The sequence below is a fragment of the Micromonospora endolithica genome, from assembly GCF_003626595.1.
Classification (GTDB): Bacteria; Actinomycetota; Actinomycetes; order Mycobacteriales; family Micromonosporaceae; genus Micromonospora; species Micromonospora endolithica.
The window spans coordinates 24,468-41,850 of record NZ_RBAK01000015.1 but is presented as its reverse complement, the minus strand read 5'-3'; the positions used below and the strand labels follow the sequence as shown (position 1 = coordinate 41,850).

Below are 17,383 nucleotides of genomic sequence, written 5' to 3'. Positions count from 1 at the left end.
CACTCCGGGAACGCCGTCGGGTCGTGCCGTGCCACTCGATCCATCGGCCCGTTCAGCACAGGAGTGACACGATGAACATCAACCACACGCCGTCCGTCCTCGCGCAACTGGCGGACGCCCCGTGGCGTACCAGCACGCGCAGCCAGACCTCCAACTGCGTCGAGGTCGCCCCGCTCCGGGACAGCCCGGTGGCGGTGGCCCTGCGGGACAGCAAGGACCGCGGCGGCCCGGTCCTGCTCTTCGACCGCGCCGGGTGGCTCGGCTTCCTCGCCGGCACCAAGGGCGGGCAGTTCGACATCGACTGAACGTCGCCCACGCGGGGCCGCCGGCGGATGCCGGCGGCCCCGTCGCATGTCCGACACCGGTGTCCGGATCGGACGCCGTCGACCCGCCCACCGCCCGCTCCACCCCGGTGACCTGGCCTCACCTGATCGGTCGGGGCTCCGAACCGATAGTCGTGTTTCACTTGCTGGGATCGTTACCGGGCGTAACATGACGACAGAGTGACGTGGAACTTCCACCCGTTCCCGACCGTCGCGACACATCCGGAGACCCCCATGCGGTTCCTGATCGTTCGCACCGACGTCCGTGCCGCAGCCGACGTGGACATCGCCGCCGCCTGGTCCGGCGGCGGCCGGCTCCGGGACGAGACCACCGCGCCCGAGCCACGCCGTCAGGTCGTCCACGCCGAGGACCGGGACGCCGCGCTGCACCTCGCGCGGGCCATCGCCTCGGTGGGCGCGGTCCGCGCCGGGCGGCAACGGGTGAAGGTCCTCCCGCTCGACGAACCCCAGCACGGCTGGCACGGCCCGACGGACGGCCGCGGCAGCTGACCCGGGATGTCCGTCGTGGTCGGACCGGCTCCCCCGCCGTGTTCCTTGCCCCATCCGACCACGACGGCCGGTGTTCCCGGTCCGTGACCGTCGCGGCAACGGCGGTCACGGGCCGGGGACCACACCCGCTCTCAGCAGTGACCGTCCAGCCAGCGGTGCACCAGGAAGAGGGCGATCGACGACGGCGGGGGCAGGATCAGCCGGTCGCCACCGCCCACCGGCACCGTCCGCCCGGCCAGCGCCGCGCCGATCTCGCTTCGGGAGAACCAACGGGCGTACGCGATCTCGGCCGGATCGACGTGCACCGGATGCTCCGGGTCGGCGGTGGCGAGGAAACCCAGCATCAGCGAGCCGGGAAACGGCCAGGCCTGGCTGCCGGCGTACGCGATGTCGGCGACCGGGACCCCGACCTCCTCGCGGACCTCGCGCAGGACGGCGGCCTCGGCGGACTCCCCCGGCTCGACGTAGCCGGCGAGGCAGGAGTAGCGCCGCTCCCCCGCCGTGCGCGGCCACGCGGCGTTGTTGCCCAGCAGGCACCGCCCGGCCGGCCCCGGCACGCCGTCGTGCACGAGCACGATCATGGCCGGATCGGTACGCGGCCACATCCGCTCGCCGTCCGCGTCGACCCGGGACCAGCCGGCCTCGTCGACCTCGGTGCGGTGCCCGGTGACCGGCGAGTAGCCGTGCCTGCGGTGCCAGTTCAGCAGCGCCAGCGCGGTGGTGAACAGGCCCGCGTCCCGGTCGCCCAGCAGGTGCCCGACCTCGCGCAGGTGCGCCGCCCGGGTGTCCGGCAGCGCCGGCAGCGGGGCGTCCACCAGGAAGACCGGTACGCCGTCCGGCTCGACGCCCAGGAACATCGCCCCGACGGCGGCCGGCGCGGGCACGTCCTCCGGGTCCACCAGCACCAGCGTCGGAGGCACGACGTCGGCGCGGACCAGCGCCCGCCCGTCGTTGCCGGTGTCGACGACCAGCACCCGGGCCCGCCGCCACGCCCGCGCCAGCCACCCGGGATCGGTGCGCCGGTGGGCCGCCCGGTCCAGGGTGGTGCGGGCCAGCGGCGGCGCGACCTCCCCACCGGTCACGCCGGTCACCCCGCCCGCCGGGTGCGCGCGGTCCCGGGGCGACGGTTCACGCCGACACCGGCTCGGTGACGACCGGAGTCAGGGCGGCGAGCTGCGGGCCCACCCGTTCGGCGTCGCCCAGCACGACGGTGACCGCCCGCGCCGGGGCCAGGTATTTCCGCCCCGCCTCGGCGACGTCCGCCGGCGTGGCCTTCGCCAGCCGCGCCGCGTGCTCGGCGAGGAAGTCCAGTCGCAGGCCGTTGCCGGCGTACGCGCTGGTCAGCGAGGCCAGACCGGCCTGGGTGGAGATGCCGAGCTGGAGCGTGCCGAGGGCGTACTGGCGGGCCTGTTCCAGCTCCTCCTCCCGGGGCGGCAGCGACGCCAGCCGACCCAGCTCGTACGTCGTCTCCAGCAGCGCCGGCCCGGTGACCTCGGTGGCCACGTCGGCGGCGGCGACCAGCACCGAACCGGCCACCGAGTGCTCGACCAGCGAGTGCGGGCCGTAGGTGTAGCCCTTGTCCTCGCGGATGTTCTCCACCCAGCGGGACGAGAAGTAGCCACCGAAGATCAGGTTGGCCAGTTGCAGGGCGGCGTGGTCCGGGTGGGTACGCGGCACCGCGGGCAGCGCCACCCGCAGCGACGACTGCACCGAGCCGGGCCGGTCCACCAGCAGCAGCGGCCCCGGCTCCAACGGCGGCGCGGACGGCAGGTCGGCGCTGTGCCCGGCGCCGTTCCACCCGGACAGTGCCTTCTCCGCCGCGTCCAGCGCCCGATCCGGCTGCACGTCGCCGACCAGCACCAGCACCGCGTGGGCGGGGTGCACCCGCTGGGCGTGCAGGCTGCGCAGCACTCCCGGCCGGACCGCCCGGACCTGGTCCGGCTCGGGCGTCTGCACCGCGTACGGATGCCGGCCGTAGACCCGCTTCAACAGGGCGGTGCGCGCCAGGTGCGCCGGCTGGCTCTGCGCCACCTGGATGCGGTCGACCAGCCGGTCCCGTTCGGTCGCCACGTCGTCCGCCGGGTACGTCGCCCCGGTCAGCACGTCGGCCAGGATCTCCAGCATCCGGTCCAGCCCGGTGACCAGGCCGGCGCCGGAGAGCATCAGCCGGTCCGGGTCGATGCCGGCGTTCAGGCCGCCGCCGACCCGCTGCAACTCGGCCGCGATCTGCACCGACGTCATCGATTCGGTGCCGGAGAGCAGCGTCTGCGCGAGCATCGCCCCCCGGGCCAGCGGGGCCCGACCGAACGGCATCCACAGTCGCAACTCGACCAGGGGCACCGCCGGCCGGCGTACGACGATGACGGTGAGCCCGTTGCCGAGCCGCCGCTCGACCTGCTTCGGCAGCTTGAGCTTGCGGGTGGGGCCGAGCGGCGGCAGCGTACGCACCCCGGCGGCGACGACACTCATTTGGCCCCTCCGGGGATGACCTCGATCGACGCGCGGCGCTCCGGCCGCAGGGTGGCGGCGGCGGCGCGGACCTGTTCGTCGGTGACCTCGCCGACCAACCGGGGCAGGTCGTTGAGCAGGCCCGGTTCGCCGCGCTGTTGTTCCAGCACGGCCATCCGCAGGGCCCGGCCGAGCACCGCGTCGGTGTCCCGCAGCAGGTGGGTCGCCATCCGGGCCTGGGTGCGGGCGAGTTCGCCCTCGACCAGGCCGTCGGTGGCCAGCCGGTCCAACTCCTCGTCCACCGTGCGCAGCACCTTGTCCACGTCCCCACCCGGCGGCAGGTGCGCCTGGAGCAGCAGGGCGGTGGGATCCCGTACGTCGAACGGGTCACCCATGAAGCCCAGGTAACCACCGAGGCTGGTCACCGACCGGTCCCGCTGCACCAGCCGCTCGACCAGACGGGACGCGTCGCCGTCGGTCAGCACCTCGGCGAGCACCACGTAGGGCAGGTAGCCGGCGAAGTCGGTGACCGGGTCCGGCACCCGCCAGGCCGAGGCGATCGCCGGCAGCGGGGCCAGCCGGTCGGTGTACGAGGTGCGCCGCTCGGTGGTCAGGTCCGGCTCGGCGAAGCTCGGCCGCTCCGGCGCCGGCCGGGCCGGCACGTCGGAGAAGTGCCGCTCGACCAGGGCGGTCGCCTCGGCGACGTCGAGGTCCCCGCTGACCGCGAGGACGGCGTTGCCGCTGGCGTAGTAGCGCCGGAAGAAGTCGGCGGCGTCGGCGACGGTGGCCGACTCCAGGTCGTCGAAGGAACCGTAGCCGTCGTGCGCGTTGGCGAACGTGTCGAACATGACCGGCGGGAGGGTCAGCCAGGGGAACCCGCCGTACGGCCGGTTCAGCACGTTGACCCGGATCTCCTCCTTGACCACGTCGACCTGGTTGCGCAGGTTCTCCTCGGTCAGCCGCGGCCCGCGCATCCGGTCCGCCTCCAGGAACAGCGCGCGTTCCAGGGCGTTGGCCGGCAGGGTCTCGAAGTAGTCGGTGTAGTCCAGGTGGGTGGACCCGTTGAAGGTGCCCCCGGCGCCCTGCACGTGCCGGAAGTGGGCCAGCTTCTCCAGGTTCTCCGAACCCTGGAACATCAGGTGTTCGAAGAGGTGGGCGAAGCCGGTGCGGCCCTCCGGCTCGCTGCGGATGCCGACGTCGTAGACGACCGCCACCCCGATCACCGGGGCGCTGCGGTCGGATGTGAGGACCACTCGCAGACCGTTGTCGAGGGTGAACCGCTCGACCGGATATTTCGTCGCTGGAATCTTCGCTCTCCGCGTCGGCACGTGATCGACCCTAGCGCGTCGGCACCGGCCGTACCGGCGACCTCCCACCGCGGATCGCCGGGCCCTCGGCCGGAACCGGTGGGAGGTCCCCGCGGTCGTCCCCCCGGTCACGCCAGGGAACTGACAGACCCTATCAAGTTGGTAGGAATAGCAGCCAAGAGCGAGATGGGCCGTCCCGTCATGTGGATGGGTCTTGACGGTGACCGACAACTAGCCCACTCTTCCTACCAACTTAATAGGAATACTGCGGATTGGATGGATGATGAGACGCTCTCCCCTGCGTCGGCTGGTCGCCCTGGCCACCCTCACCGTCGTCGGCGCGGCGACCCTGGGCACCGCCGCCTGCGGCGACGACAGCGAGAGCGCGGGCGGCGGGTCCGGCCCGGTCACCCTGCGCCTCGGCTACTTCCCCAACATCACCCACGCCCCGGCCGTGGTCGGCGTCGAGAAGGGCATCTTCGCCGAGAAGCTCGGCACCGGTGTCAAGCTGGAGACCAGCACCTTCAACGCCGGCCCCTCGGCGATCGAGGCGATCTTCTCCGGCGCGCTCGACGCCACGTACATCGGTCCGAACCCGACCGTGAACGCCCACTCCAAGTCCAGGGGCGAGGCCGTCCGGGTCGTCTCCGGCGCCGCGTCCGGCGGCGTCGCGTTGGTGGTCAAGCCCGAGATCACGTCCTGGGAACAGTTGCGCGGCAGGAAGATCGCCACCCCGCAGCTCGGCAACACCCAGGACGTGGCGATCCGCTACTGGCTCAAAGAGAAGGGCCTCAAGACCACCAAGGAGGGCGGCGGCGACGTCCAGGTCGTCCCGCAGGAGAACTCCCAGACGGTGGAGACCTTCAGCAGCGGCGCGATCGACGGCGCCTGGGTGCCGGAGCCCTTCGTCTCCCGGCTGGTCAACGCGGGTGGCAAGGTCCTGGTCGACGAGCGGGAGCTGTGGCCGGACAAGAAGTTCGTCATCACGAACCTGATCGTGAGCACCAAGTTCCTCAAGGAGCACCCGGACGTGGTGCAGAAGCTGGTCGACGGTCAGGTCGCCGCCAACGAGTTCGTGAACACCAGGCCGGACGAGGCGCACCAGGCCGTCTCCGACCACATCGGCAAGATCACCGGCAAGCCGCTGGACCTCAAGTTGATCAAGCAGGCGTGGCAGACGCTGGAGTTCACCAACGACCCGATCGCCTCGTCGCTCAAGGCCGGTCTCGACCATGCCGTCGCCGTCGAGCTGACCCAGCCGGTCGACCTGAACGGCCTCTACGACCTGAGCTACCTCAACAAGTCGCTCAAGGACCAGGGCAAGCCCGAGGTCGTCCAACCATGACGTCGACCACGACGACGCCGCGCAGCGCGACCGCCCCGGTCGCGCTGCACGGCGTGACCAAGGTGTACGGGCGCGGGGCGAACGCCGTCCTCGCCCAGGACGGAGTCTCCCTCGACGTCGCGCCGGGCGAGTTCGTCTGCCTCGTCGGCGCGTCCGGCTGCGGCAAGAGCACCCTGCTGAACCTGGTCGCCGGGTTGGACCGGCCGAGCAGCGGACGGATCGACCTGCCCGAGGGTGTGAACCCGGGGCTGATGTTCCAGGAACCGGCCCTCTTTCCGTGGTCGACCGTGGAGGGCAACGTCGAGGTGCCCCTGAAGCTGCGCAAGCTGCCCCGGGCCGAGCGCCGGGAGCGGGTCGCCGAGCTGCTGCGGACGGTGCACCTCGCCGAATTCGCCCGCAAGCGTCCGCACGAGCTGTCCGGCGGTATGCGGCAGCGCGTCGCGCTTGCCCGGACCCTCGCGCTGGACACCCCGGTGCTGCTCATGGACGAGCCGTTCGGTGCCCTCGACGCGATGACCCGCGACATCCTGCACGACGAGCTGGAACGGATCTGGACCGAGCGGAAGCTCACCGTCCTCTTCGTGACGCACAACGTCCGCGAGGCGGCCCGGCTGGCCGACCGCATCATCCTGCTGTCCAGCCGCCCCGGCCGGATCATCTACTCCACCCGGGTCGACGTGCCCCGGCCCCGACGCATCGACTCGCCGGAGATCGCCGCGATCGCCGCCGACGTCACCGACCGGCTCCGTTCGGAGGTGGGCCGCCATGGCCAGTGACACCCTCACCACCGCCCAGCGCAGCGACGCGGAGATCTCCGGCCTGGACGCGCTGGAGATCGCCGGTCGGGAGAAGGAGACCTCCCGAGCGGCCCGGGTCTGGGCCGCGACCTGGCCGAAGCTCGCCGCCCTCGCGCTGACGATCACGGTGTGGCAGGCGACGGTCTGGACCGGGTGGAAGGAGCAGTGGGCGCTCGCACCACCCGGGCAAGTCTTCGCCGACCTGGCCGACTACGTGTTCAGCGCGGCGCTGTGGGACGGCCTCGCCACCACCGGCCGCCGGGCCGCCCTCGGTTTCGCCGCCGCCCTGGTGATCGGTCTGGCCCTCGGCCTCGCGGTGGCCCGGGTCAAGGTGCTCCGGGCGGCCCTCGGCTCCATGATCACCGCGTTGCAGACCATGCCGTCGATCGCGTGGTTCCCGCTGGCCATCCTGCTCTTCGGCCTCACCGAACAGGCGATCTTCTTCGTGGTGGTGCTGGGGGCCGCACCGTCGATCGCCAACGGCGTCATCTACGGCGTGGACTACGTGCCGCCGCTGCTGCTGCGGGCCGGCCGCAACCTGGGCGCGCGCCGGCTGAACCTCTACCGGTACGTCATCGCGCCGGCCGCGCTGCCGGCGATCGTCGCCGGGCTCAAGCAGGGCTGGGCGTTCGCCTGGCGCAGCCTGATGGCCGGTGAACTGCTGGTCGTCATCGCCACCCGCACCTCGATCGGCGCCCAGCTCACGTATGCACGCGAGCTCAACGAAGCACCTCGGCTGATGGCGATCATGATCGTTATCTTGGTACTCGGTCTCGTGGTGGATTCGCTCTTCGGCGCGGCGGACAAGGCGATCCGGCGGCGCTGGGGCGTGCTGGACCCGGCCGGTCAGTGACGTGTACGTCTCCGCGCGCAGCGACTACGCGCTCCGGGCCATGCTCGCCGTCGCCGCCGGCGGCGGCGAGCTGGTCAAGGCCGCGACCCTGGCCAACAATCAGGCGATCCCGCTGAGCTTCCTCCAGGGCATCCTGGTCGACCTGCGGCGGGCCGGCCTGCTGCTCAGCCACCGGGGCACCGAGGGCGGGTACGCGCTGGCCCGCCCGGCCGACGAGATCACCGTCGGGGACGTGCTCCGCGCCGTCGGTGGGTCCCTGACCACGGTCCGCGGACTGCCCGCCGAACGGGCCGGCTACCAGGGCGTCGCGAGCGGGTTGCGGGACGTCTGGCTCGCCGTGCACGGGGCGATCGCCCTGGTGGTGGACCGGACGACGCTCGCCGACCTGCTGTGCGTGCCACGTCGGCCGCCCGTCGACGACCCGCTGCCGAGCTGACACGGCCCGGCCGCGCTCCCGGCCCGGCCCGACGGCCCTTCGCGAGCGACCGCGACCTGACCGTGAGCGGCACGCCGCCTGCGGCCACCCGTCGCCTACCTTGGCGTGCGGCAAGCAACAGATGGACAAGCCCTATTTCGCTAAGAATTCACCCAGAAACAGTGCGATCGCGTCCTGCATGACTCGGGCGGGCTCGGACCCACGAGGCGGCGCCGAACCCACGAGGACCGGTGGCGGGTGGCCGGAGGTCAGCGGGCCGGGGAACGCCGGGGCCGACGCGAACGCCCGGACGACGGGCGTCCCGACGCGCGGTGGGTGACCCGGGGGGCGGCCGCCGGGGCGGGCGCGACGATCGTCACCGGCAGGCCGGACGGCTCCCGCGCGCCGGTCACCAGGGTCAGCGCCTCGTCACCGGGGCGTACCTGGGTGGACCGGGGCCGGATGCCGGCCTGCGCCATCAGCCGGATGACGTCCCGGCGCTGCTCGGGCAGGACCAGGGTGACCACGGTGCCGGACTCGCCGGCCCGCGCGGTACGCCCGCCCCGGTGCAGGTAGTCCTTGGCCTCGGTCGGCGGGTCCACGTTGACCACCATGTCCAGGCCGTCGACGTGGATGCCCCGGGCCGCCACGTCGGTGGCGACCAGCGCGGTCACCTGCCCGTTGCGGAACTGCTCCAGGATCCGGGTGCGCTGCGGCTGCGACTTGCCACCGTGCAGCGCGGCGGCGCGTACGCCCTTGGCCAGCAACTGGCGGGCGAGCCGGTCGGCGCGGTGCTTGGTGCCCATGAACAGGATGGTGCGGCCCTCGCGGGCGGCGATCCAGGTCAGCGCGGTGGGCTTGTCCGCCGCCTCGACGTGCAGCACGTGGTGCGTCATCGCGGTGACGGTGGCGGTGCCCGGGTCCACCGAGTGCGTCACCGGGTCGGTGAGGAAGCGACGGACCAGCTTGTCCACGCCGCCGTCCAGAGTGGCCGAGAAGAGCATCCGCTGGCCGTTCGGGGCGACCTGCTCCAGCAGCTTGGTGACCTGCGGGAGGAAGCCCATGTCGGCCATCTGGTCGGCCTCGTCGAGCACGGTGATCGCCACCTGGTCGAGACGGGCGTCACCGCGGTTGATCAGGTCGTGCAGCCGACCCGGGGTGGCCACGACCACCTCGGCGCCGGCCCGCAGCTCGTCGGCCTGCCGGTTCAGCGAGAGACCGCCGACCACGGTGGCGCAGCGCAGCCCGACCGCCCGGGCGTACGGGGTCAGGGCCGTGGTGACCTGCTGGGCCAGCTCCCGGGTGGGTACCAGGACGAGGGCCAGCGGTCGACCGGGCCGGGCCCGCCGGCCGGCGGTACGGGAGAGCAGGGGCAGCCCGAACGCGAGGGTCTTGCCGGAGCCGGTACGACCCCGGCCGAGCACGTCCCGGCCGGCGAGCGAATCGGGCAGCGTCGCCGACTGGATCGGGAACGGCTCGGTGATGCCCTGTGTGACCAGCTCGGCGAGCAGCGCCGGAGCCAGGCCGGTATGGGCGAAGGACGGAGTGACGGTGGTCATGCGGAAGCCTTCCTCGACGGCGGCACGTGTCGAGGGAGGGCGCCGGGAATCGGCGCTGTCGACCGGCGGACTCGTCCGCCGGGACTCACAAGCACGAACCGAATGGGTACGGGGCCCCGGCCCGCCACCGCGTCGCCGCCTGAGATCAGGTCGACTGCGGGGCGGGCCGGTCCCGTCACCGCGCCCGGAAGGGCGCAATGGGTGTTACGTGACGATCCGAAGATCAGAGCGGGCGGATGTTCTCCGCCTGCGGGCCCTTCTGGCCCTGGGTGATCTCGAACTCGACCCGCTGGTTCTCGTCCAGGCTCCGGTAGCCGGAGGACTGGATCGCCGAGAAGTGGGCGAAGACGTCGGCGCCGCCGCCGTCCGGGGTGATGAAGCCGAAGCCCTTGTCAGCGTTGAACCACTTGACGGTGCCAATAGCCATGTGTTTCGTCTCCTTGACGGAACGTCGAACCCGCACGTGTTGCGGGCTCGAAGAGGAGCGACCCGCACGGAACTGCGCGGCTCGCTTGTCGCTTCTGGTTCGCCCCGCCCGGAGAACTCCGGACACAACAAAGAGCGCCTGGGGCCATAATCCACCAGGCGCACACAGAGTCTCTGGGAACCATAACTGCAACTCGTCAAGGTTAGCACGGATCTCGGCGTCACGGGGCAACTTCCGGAACCGAATTGATCAGCGCGGTCAGCCCGGCGTCGTCCAGCAGGTCCGCCGGCCGGACGCTCACCCCGTCCCGGACGTAGTGGAACGCGGCGCCCACCAGCTCGACCGGCACCCCGGCCAGCTCCGCCCAGGCCAGCCGGTAGACCGCCAGCTGCACGGCCGCCGCCTCGGCGGCGGCGCCGGCCGGCTGCCGCCCGGTCTTCCAGTCCACCACGTCGAACCGGCCGCCGGGCCGGGCGAAGACGGCGTCCATCCGGCCCCGGACCACCACGCCGCCGAGCACGGTCGCGAACGGCACCTCCACCTCCACCGGCACCCGGTCGGCCCACTCGCTGGCCAGGAAACGCTCCTGCAACTCGACCAGCGCCTCGTCCGGTGCCGCGTCCGCGTCCGCCGCGCCGGGCAGCTCGTCCAGGTCGAGCAGCCGGTCCACGCCGAACCGCTGCTCCAGCCAGGCGTGGAAGGCGGTGCCCCGGCGGGCGTACGGGTTGGGCTCGGTGGGCAGCGGGCGGCGCAGGGTACGGGCCAGGGCGGCGGGATCCCGGCGCAACGCGACCAGCTGGGTGACCGACAGCTGGCCGGGCAGGACCACCTCCACCCCACCGGCCTGCCGGGTCGCCTCGGCCCGCTCGGCGAGCAGCAGGTCCGCCTCCCGCCGCCACCGCGCCACGTCCGGGTCACCGTCGGCCGGGCCGGCCTCGTCGACGGTCGGCCCGTCGCCCAGCTGACGCCGGACCAGGGCGGCGGCCTCGGCCAGGGCCGGGCGGCGCGCGCCCAGCGGATCGGCCGGCCACTCGGCCCGCAGCACCACCTCGGTGGTCGGGTTTACCGCGTCCGGGGTGGGCTCGGGCGCCCAGTCGTCGACCAGGTGCCCCGCGCCGCCGTCCAGGCAGGCGTCGTGCACCTCGCGCAGCAGCGACGACGGGCCGCGCGGTCGCTTGGTGCCCTCCCCCCACCAGTACCCGGAGCACAGCAGCAGGCGGCGTGGCCGGGTCACCGCGACGTAGGCCAGCCGCCGCTCCTCCCGCTCGTCGTGCGCCCGCCAGGCGTCGGTGAAGTCCTCCAGCGCCCGAGCCACCCCGCGCTGGTCCTCGACCTCGGCCAACGTCAGCTCGGGCAGCCCGTCGGCGTCGCCGCGCAGCGGGAACGGCAGCACGCCGAGACCGCCGAGCCAGTGGTCGGAGTTGCGTACCGGCCCCGGCCAGACGCCGCGACTCAGCCCGGCCACCGCGACCACGTCCCACTCCAGTCCCTTGGCGGCGTGCGCGGTGAGGATCTGCACCGCGCCCTCGACCACGTCGACCTCGCCCGGGGTGAGACCGCGCTCCTCGTCCTCGGCCGCGGCGAGGTAGGCCAGGAAACCGGACAGGGTCGCTCCCGGGGTCTCCCCGTTGAACCGGGCGGCGACGTCGCCGAGCGCGTCCAGGTGCCCACGGGCCAGGCCGGCGTCGCCGGCACCGTCCCGGCCGGCCCGCACGGCGACCTCGACGTCCAGGCCGATGGTCCGCTCGATGTCCGCGATCAGCTCCGGCAGCGGCTGGTCCAGCCGGTAGCGCAACAATCCCAACTCCCGGGCGTACGCGAGCAGCCGGGTGTAGCCCTCGGCCGAGTACGCCTGCGCGGGCCCGAGGTCGGCCAGGGCCTCCACCAGCGTCGCCTCGTCCAGCAGGTCCGGGGTGATCTCCGGCTCGTCGTCGGCGAGCTGCCGGCGGGCGGCCGCGATGGCCCTGGCCCGCCGGTGCAGGGCCACCAGGTCGCGGGGCCCGATCCGCCAGCGTGCCCCGGTGAGCAGCCGCAGCAGCGCGGCGCCGTCGGTCGGGTCCGCCAGCACCCGCAGCGTGCACACCACGTCCCGCACCTCGGGGGTGTCCAGCAGACCACCCAGCCCGACGACCTCGACCGGCAGCCCGCGGTCACGCAGCGCCGACTCGATCGCCGGGATCTGACTGCGTAGCCGGACCAGCACCGCCGTGGTGGGTCGGGCCGCCACCGGGATGTGCTCCGGCAACGCCCGGGGTGCGCCGGCCGCCCCGCGCCAGGCGTGCAGGACGCTGTCGGCGATCCAGTCGGCCTCGTCGGCGTACGTCGGAAGGAGCGCGCAGTGCACGGTCCCGGCGGCCGCGCCGCGCGGGCTGCGGTGCGGGATGGGTTCGCGCACGCTCAGCGCGGCGCGCAGCTCCGGCACCCGGGCGCCGGCCGCGCGCAGCGGGGTGGCCAGGGCGTTCGCGACGCCGAGGATCTCCGGGCGGTTGCGCCAGCTGGTGGTGAGGCCGAGCACCGCCGCGGGCGTGCCGTCCGGGCGTGCGAACTCCGCCGGGAAGCGGTCCAGCGTGCCGGCGCTGGCACCGCGCCAGCCGTAGATCGACTGGCAGGGGTCACCGACGGCGGTCACCGGGTGCCCGCCGCCGAACAGCGCGTTGAGCAGCACCACCTGGGCGTGGCTGGTGTCCTGGTACTCGTCCAGCAGCACCACCCGGAAGCGGTCCCGCTCGATCTCGCCGACCGCCGGATGGTCCCGGGCCACCCGGGCCGCCCGGGCGAGCTGGTCGGCGAAGTCCATCGCCTCGAAGTCCTCCTTGCGCCGGGCGTAGGCGCGCACCAGCGGCAACAGCTTCAGTCGGGTCCGCTGGAGGGCCAGCGACTTGCGCACGTCGGCGTACACCCGTCCGGGGCGGGACTGCACGTCGGCGAAGAAGCGGCCGGTCCACCCGGCGAGGGCATCCGGGTCGACCAGGTGCTCGTCCAGCTCACCGGCGAGCGCCAGCACCGCGTCGGTGATGGTGCTGGGCATCCGGTCCACCTCGGACATGTCCCCGTCGTAGTTGCGGACCAGCAGGTCCACGAGCTGCCAGCGGGACGCCTCGGTGAGCAGCCGGGTGGACGGCTCGTAGCCGGCGCGCAGCCCGTGCTCGGTGACGATCCGGCCGGCGTACGAGTGGTAGGTCGAGACGGTGGGCTCGCCCGCCAGGGGGTCGTCCAGCGGGTCACGGCCGCGCCCGCCGAGTCGCCGGATGAGCTGGTCCAACCGGGTACGTACGCGGTGCGCCAGCTCACCGGCGGCCTTGCGGGTGAAGGTGAGGCCGAGCACCTGCTCGGGCCGGACGTACGAGTTGGCCACCAGCCAGACCACCCGGGCGGCCATCGTCTCGGTCTTGCCGGACCCGGCCCCGGCGACCACCAGCAGCGGCTCCACCGGCGCGGCGATGATCGCGGCCTGCTCCCGGGTGGGCGCGGGGAGCCGTAGCAGCCGGGCCAGCTCCAGCGGGGCGTAACGGGGGCCGGCGTCGGCCACCCGGGGCGCCGGGGGCGCCGAACCGAAGAGCGTCGGCTGGGTCACTGTTCCCTCACGCTCATGGATTCTCCGGCGGACGGACGGTCGGCGGCTCGACGACCTGCCGTCCCTGCCCGGAGACCGGGCAGCTGGTCCGCACCGGGCAGACCCGGCACTTCGAATTGGCGACGGCGGCGAACGTGGCGGCGGCCATCGTATCGGCGGTACGCCGGACCAGGGCGGTCGCCCAGCCGGCCTCGGGCCCCTCCCCGGCCGGCGGTTGGCTCTGTTCCCGGGCGTCCTTCGCGCCGGTGCCCAGCTGCACCAGCGCGGCCCCGCCGGACTCCTCCCCGAAGTCCGGGAACGCGCCCGCCTCCACCGCCGCCTGGTACGCACCCAGCTGCGGATGCTCGGCCAGGTCCGCACCGGTCACCGCGGTGGACTTACCGGTCTTCAGGTCGACCACCACCAGCCGGCCGTCCGCGTCGACCTCCAGCCGGTCCACCCGCCCGACCAGCTCGACCGGCCGGCGCGGGTCGTCCAGCCGGACCGCGAACTCGTGCTCGATGGCCAGCAGCCGCCGGGGATTCGCGGCGAGCCACCGGAGCAGCTTGTCCACCATCGCCTCGGCCCGGTCCCGTTCCGGCCCGACCATCCACCGCGCGGCCAGTTCGATAGCGTCGAACCGGGCCGCCACGTAGTCCAGCAGCGCGCCCCGGTCGGCGCTGGCGTCCTCGGCCAGCATCGCGGCGGCGTGCACCAGGTTGCCCACACCCTGGGCGGTGCTCGCCGGCGCGCTGCCGCCATGCCGTTCCAGCAGCCAGCGCAGGCTGCACCGCAACGCGCTCTCCATCGCCGACGGGGTGACCCGCACCGGCTCACCCTCGTCGACCAGCGGCCGGTCGTCGGAGAGCTGCCGCAGGCCCCACCACTCGTCCGGGTGCGCCCCGGCCACCCCGGCGGCGGCGAGGCGGGCCAGTTCGGCCGCCGCCGCCCGCCGCCGGGCGGGTGGGGCGTCCGGGTCGGTGACGGCGGTACGCAGTTCCGCCACCAGCGCCGCCAGGGTCAACGCCCGGGGCGGCCGGCTCACCGGCAGCGTCCGTATCCGGTCGGGCTCCCCGGCCGGGCCGCTCCCGTCGCCCGCACCGCTGTCCGCCGGCCCGGCGACCGCACTGCCCGCACCGTCCCCGTCCGGGCCCGCCGGGCCGGCATGCGGGCTGGCCGGGCCGGCATGGCCGTCGGGACCGCCGTCGGTGCCGGCCGGGCCATCGGCGCCGACCGAGCCGTCAGTGCCGACCGGGCCGTCTGGACCGGCCGGGCCGTCGGGACCGGCGGGTGCCGGGGGTTCGGTGGGGCCCAGCTCGTAGAGGAAACGGCTGGGCTGCTCCTCGTGGTCGTCGCCGCCGACGGCCGCCGAGGCTACCGCGCTGACCAGCAACCGGTGCCGGGCCCGGGTCACCGCGACGTGGAACAGTCGCCGTTCCTCGTCCAGCAGCGCGGAGGTCTGGCCGACCACGGTGGCCACCCGCCCGGCGCCGGCGGCCCGGCCGGCGAGCACGTCGACCAGGCGCTCGGAGCCGAGCAGGCTGCCGCGCAGCCGCAGGTCGGGCCAGACGCCCTCCTGCACACCGGCGACCGCGACCAGGTCCCACTCCAGGCCCTTGGCGGCGTGCGCGGTGAGCAGCCGTACCGCCTCACCCCGGTCGGCGGTCGGTGCGAGCGTGTCGGCCGGTAGGTCCTGCCCGAGCACGTGGTCGAGGAAGACCTCGGTGCGCGCACCGGGCAACCGGTCGGTGAACCGGGCCGCCGCGTCGAACAGCACCATCACCGCGTCCAGATCCCGGTCGGCCGCCTCGGCACGCCGACGGCGGGCGATGTCCCCCTCCCCCGCCACGGCCGGGCCCCGGGTGAGGGCCGAGGACCACAGCTCGGCCAACCCGCTGGCCCGCCACACCGCCCACAGCACGTCCTCGGCGGTGGCGCCGGGCCGGGCGGCCGTCTCCCGGGCGACGGCGAGCAGACCGGCGACGGTCTGCGCCGGTTCGGCCCAGCGTCGCTCGATGCCGGCCAGCTCGGCCGGGTCGCGCAGCGCCTGGACGATCAGCTCCCCGGAGGGCCGGCGGTCACCGCCGGCCAGGGCGAGAGCGCGCAGCCCCTGCCGCAGCCGCCGCTCGGCCAGCGGGTCGGCGCCACCGAGCGGGGAGTGCAGCAGCGCGACCGCGGCCTCCTCGTCCAGCCGGTCCGGCTCGAGCGCGCAGCGCAGCAGGAGCAGCAGGGGCGCGACCGCCGGTTGCAGGTGCAGGGGCAGGTCCTCGCCGTGCACCACGGTCGGCACCCCGGCCGCGTGCAGCGCGCGTTGCAGGGACGGCAACTGCCGGGCGGTCGAGCGCACCAGCACCGCCATCCTCGACCAGGGCACCCCGCCGAGCAGGTGCGCCTCGCGCAGAGCGTGGGCCAGCCAGGCCGACTCGCTGGTCGCCGACCGGAACGTCCGCACCTCCACCGCGCCCGGCGGGGCGTCCGGCAGCGGACGCATCCGCCGGTGCGCCGCCGGACCGCGCAGCCGCCGGGCCAGTCGGCCGCTCGCGGCGAGCAGCCGGGTCCCGGCCCGGTAGGAGGTGGTCAGCACCACCTGGGCGGCCGGCGCCCCGGAGGCGGTGCGGTAGCGGTGCGGAAAGCCGGTCACCACCGTCGGGTCGGCACCCCGGAAGGCGTACGTGGACGAGTCCGGATCACCGAACGCGACCAGGGCCTTGCCCCCGCCGGCCACGGTGGCGAGCAGGTCCTGCTGGGCCGGGTCGGTGTCGGCCAGCTCGTCGACGTAGACGTACGCCAGCCGGCGCCGCTCGGCCGCGAGCAGGTCCGGCTCGTCGAGCAGCATCCCGGTGGCGGAACGGACCAGCTCCGCCGGGTCGTACGCGATCGAGCCCCGGTTGGCGACGTCGCGCAGCGCGAGGACCGCCACGTACTCCCGGAGGAAACGCGCGGCGGCCGGCCAGTCCGCGCGGCCCAGCTTCTCGCCCAGCCGGGCCAGCTCGACCGGGCCGACGCCGCGCTCGGCGGCGCGCATCAGCAGGTCGCGCAGCTGCCCGGCGAACGCCCGGGTACGCAGGGCGGGGCGCAGGTCCTCCGGCCAGCCGACCGGATCGTCGCCGGGCTCCTCCCCGACCACGTCCAGCAGCTCCCGGATGATCAGGTCCTGTTCGGGGCCGGTGAGCAGTCGGGGCGAGGGCTCGCCGCGTTCGGCGGCGGCCCGGCGGAGCAGGCCGAAGGCGTACGCCGGAAACGTCCGCACCAGCGGTTCCCGCAGCACCCGGTGCCCGTCCGCGGCGATCCGCGCCTCGATGCGCTGGCGCAGCGCGGTGGCCTGCCGGCGGCCGAAGGTGAGCACCAGGATCCGCTCCGGATCGATCCCCTCGGCCACCCGGGCGGCGACCGCCTCGACGAGGGTGCCGGTCTTGCCGGTGCCCGGCCCACCGAGCACCAGCATCGGCCCGTCGGTGTGCGCGACCACCTCCGCCTGGAGCGGATCCACCCGCCACAATCCCCGGTGCGGGTCCGGGCCGTGCCCCGCCTGCGCGCCATCGCCCGCCGTCGGTGCGGACCGTCCCTCCTGCTCGGACACCCCGCCGGACGGCCGGTCCCCCAGCGTCGACCCGTCGCCCGGACGGTCCCCCCGAACCGTCCCGCCGGGCCGACGCACCAGCCGGTACGCCTGCATCCCCCCATCCCACCAGACCCCTACGACAAGCCCCCCACCCGACCCGCCGCAGCCCCGCCCCGCCCCGCCGCAGCCCCGCCGGGGTGATCATGGGGTTGACGGTCGAGATGATCTCCGAACCACCCGCCAATCCCATGATCACCGGCCAGGGGCGGGGAGGCCGGCGAGGG

General features: G+C 74.2%; 13 protein-coding genes. 6 read left to right on the top strand and 7 right to left on the bottom strand.

The window, feature by feature from the left end; all coding sequences use genetic code 11:
- Positions 1 to 71 precede the first annotated feature (71 nt).
- Complete coding sequence (locus tag D7223_RS27535; RefSeq protein ID WP_120731639.1) at positions 72 to 305, top strand: DUF397 domain-containing protein; 234 nt, start codon at positions 72 to 74, stop codon at positions 303 to 305.
- 252 nt (positions 306 to 557) lie between these two features.
- Positions 558 to 833: a hypothetical protein gene (locus D7223_RS27530; protein WP_120731841.1), complete on the top strand. Its 276-nt coding sequence runs from the start codon at positions 558 to 560 to the stop codon at positions 831 to 833.
- A gap of 131 nt (positions 834 to 964) precedes the next feature.
- Here D7223_RS27530 and nudC read toward each other — a convergent pair whose 3' ends face one another.
- The 3 genes from nudC to D7223_RS27515 are packed head-to-tail and all read right to left on the bottom strand — an operon-like array spanning position 965 to position 4,609.
- Positions 965 to 1,915, bottom strand: coding sequence for an NAD(+) diphosphatase (gene nudC / locus D7223_RS27525; protein WP_120731839.1), 951 nt, complete (start codon positions 1,913 to 1,915; stop codon positions 965 to 967).
- 46 nt (positions 1,916 to 1,961) lie between these two features.
- Positions 1,962 to 3,302 (bottom strand): M16 family metallopeptidase, encoded by a 1,341-nt coding sequence (locus tag D7223_RS27520; protein WP_120731637.1) that lies wholly within the window; start codon positions 3,300 to 3,302, stop codon positions 1,962 to 1,964.
- The gene (locus tag D7223_RS27515) at positions 3,299 to 4,609 is read right to left on the bottom strand and encodes a M16 family metallopeptidase (protein ID WP_120731634.1); all 1,311 of its coding nucleotides are present in this window, start codon (positions 4,607 to 4,609) and stop codon (positions 3,299 to 3,301) included. Before D7223_RS27515 ends, D7223_RS27520 begins: the two co-directional genes overlap by 4 nt.
- A gap of 262 nt (positions 4,610 to 4,871) precedes the next feature.
- On the opposite strand from D7223_RS27515, the gene D7223_RS27510 reads away from it, so the two are divergent.
- From D7223_RS27510 to D7223_RS27495, 4 genes are read left to right on the top strand one after another with little or no spacing between them, the layout of a single operon-like run.
- Positions 4,872 to 5,933, top strand: coding sequence for an ABC transporter substrate-binding protein (locus D7223_RS27510; protein ID WP_120731837.1), 1,062 nt, complete (start codon positions 4,872 to 4,874; stop codon positions 5,931 to 5,933).
- A complete protein-coding gene (locus D7223_RS27505) occupies positions 5,930 to 6,709 on the top strand; it encodes an ABC transporter ATP-binding protein (RefSeq protein ID WP_120731632.1) in 780 nt (259 codons plus the stop codon). The genes D7223_RS27510 and D7223_RS27505 overlap by 4 nt, the downstream gene beginning before the upstream one ends.
- Entirely contained in the window at positions 6,699 to 7,583 is an 885-nt protein-coding gene (locus tag D7223_RS27500; RefSeq protein ID WP_120731630.1) for an ABC transporter permease, read from the top strand. Before D7223_RS27505 ends, D7223_RS27500 begins: the two co-directional genes overlap by 11 nt.
- Position 7,584: 1 nt before the next feature.
- Entirely contained in the window at positions 7,585 to 8,019 is a 435-nt protein-coding gene (locus D7223_RS27495; protein WP_120731628.1) for an RrF2 family transcriptional regulator, read from the top strand.
- A gap of 248 nt (positions 8,020 to 8,267) precedes the next feature.
- On the opposite strand, the gene D7223_RS27490 is transcribed toward D7223_RS27495, so the two are convergent.
- From D7223_RS27490 to D7223_RS27475, 4 genes are all read right to left on the bottom strand, one after another.
- Positions 8,268 to 9,557, bottom strand: coding sequence for a DEAD/DEAH box helicase (locus D7223_RS27490; protein ID WP_120731626.1), 1,290 nt, complete (start codon positions 9,555 to 9,557; stop codon positions 8,268 to 8,270).
- A gap of 223 nt (positions 9,558 to 9,780) precedes the next feature.
- Entirely contained in the window at positions 9,781 to 9,984 is a 204-nt protein-coding gene (locus D7223_RS27485; RefSeq protein ID WP_007072850.1) for a cold-shock protein, read from the bottom strand.
- A gap of 220 nt (positions 9,985 to 10,204) precedes the next feature.
- Positions 10,205 to 13,558: an ATP-dependent helicase gene (locus D7223_RS27480; protein ID WP_120731624.1), complete on the bottom strand. Its 3,354-nt coding sequence runs from the start codon at positions 13,556 to 13,558 to the stop codon at positions 10,205 to 10,207.
- A gap of 13 nt (positions 13,559 to 13,571) precedes the next feature.
- Positions 13,572 to 17,213, bottom strand: coding sequence for an ATP-dependent helicase (locus D7223_RS27475; RefSeq protein WP_120731622.1), 3,642 nt, complete (start codon positions 17,211 to 17,213; stop codon positions 13,572 to 13,574).
- Between the last annotated feature and the right edge of the window lie 170 nt (positions 17,214 to 17,383).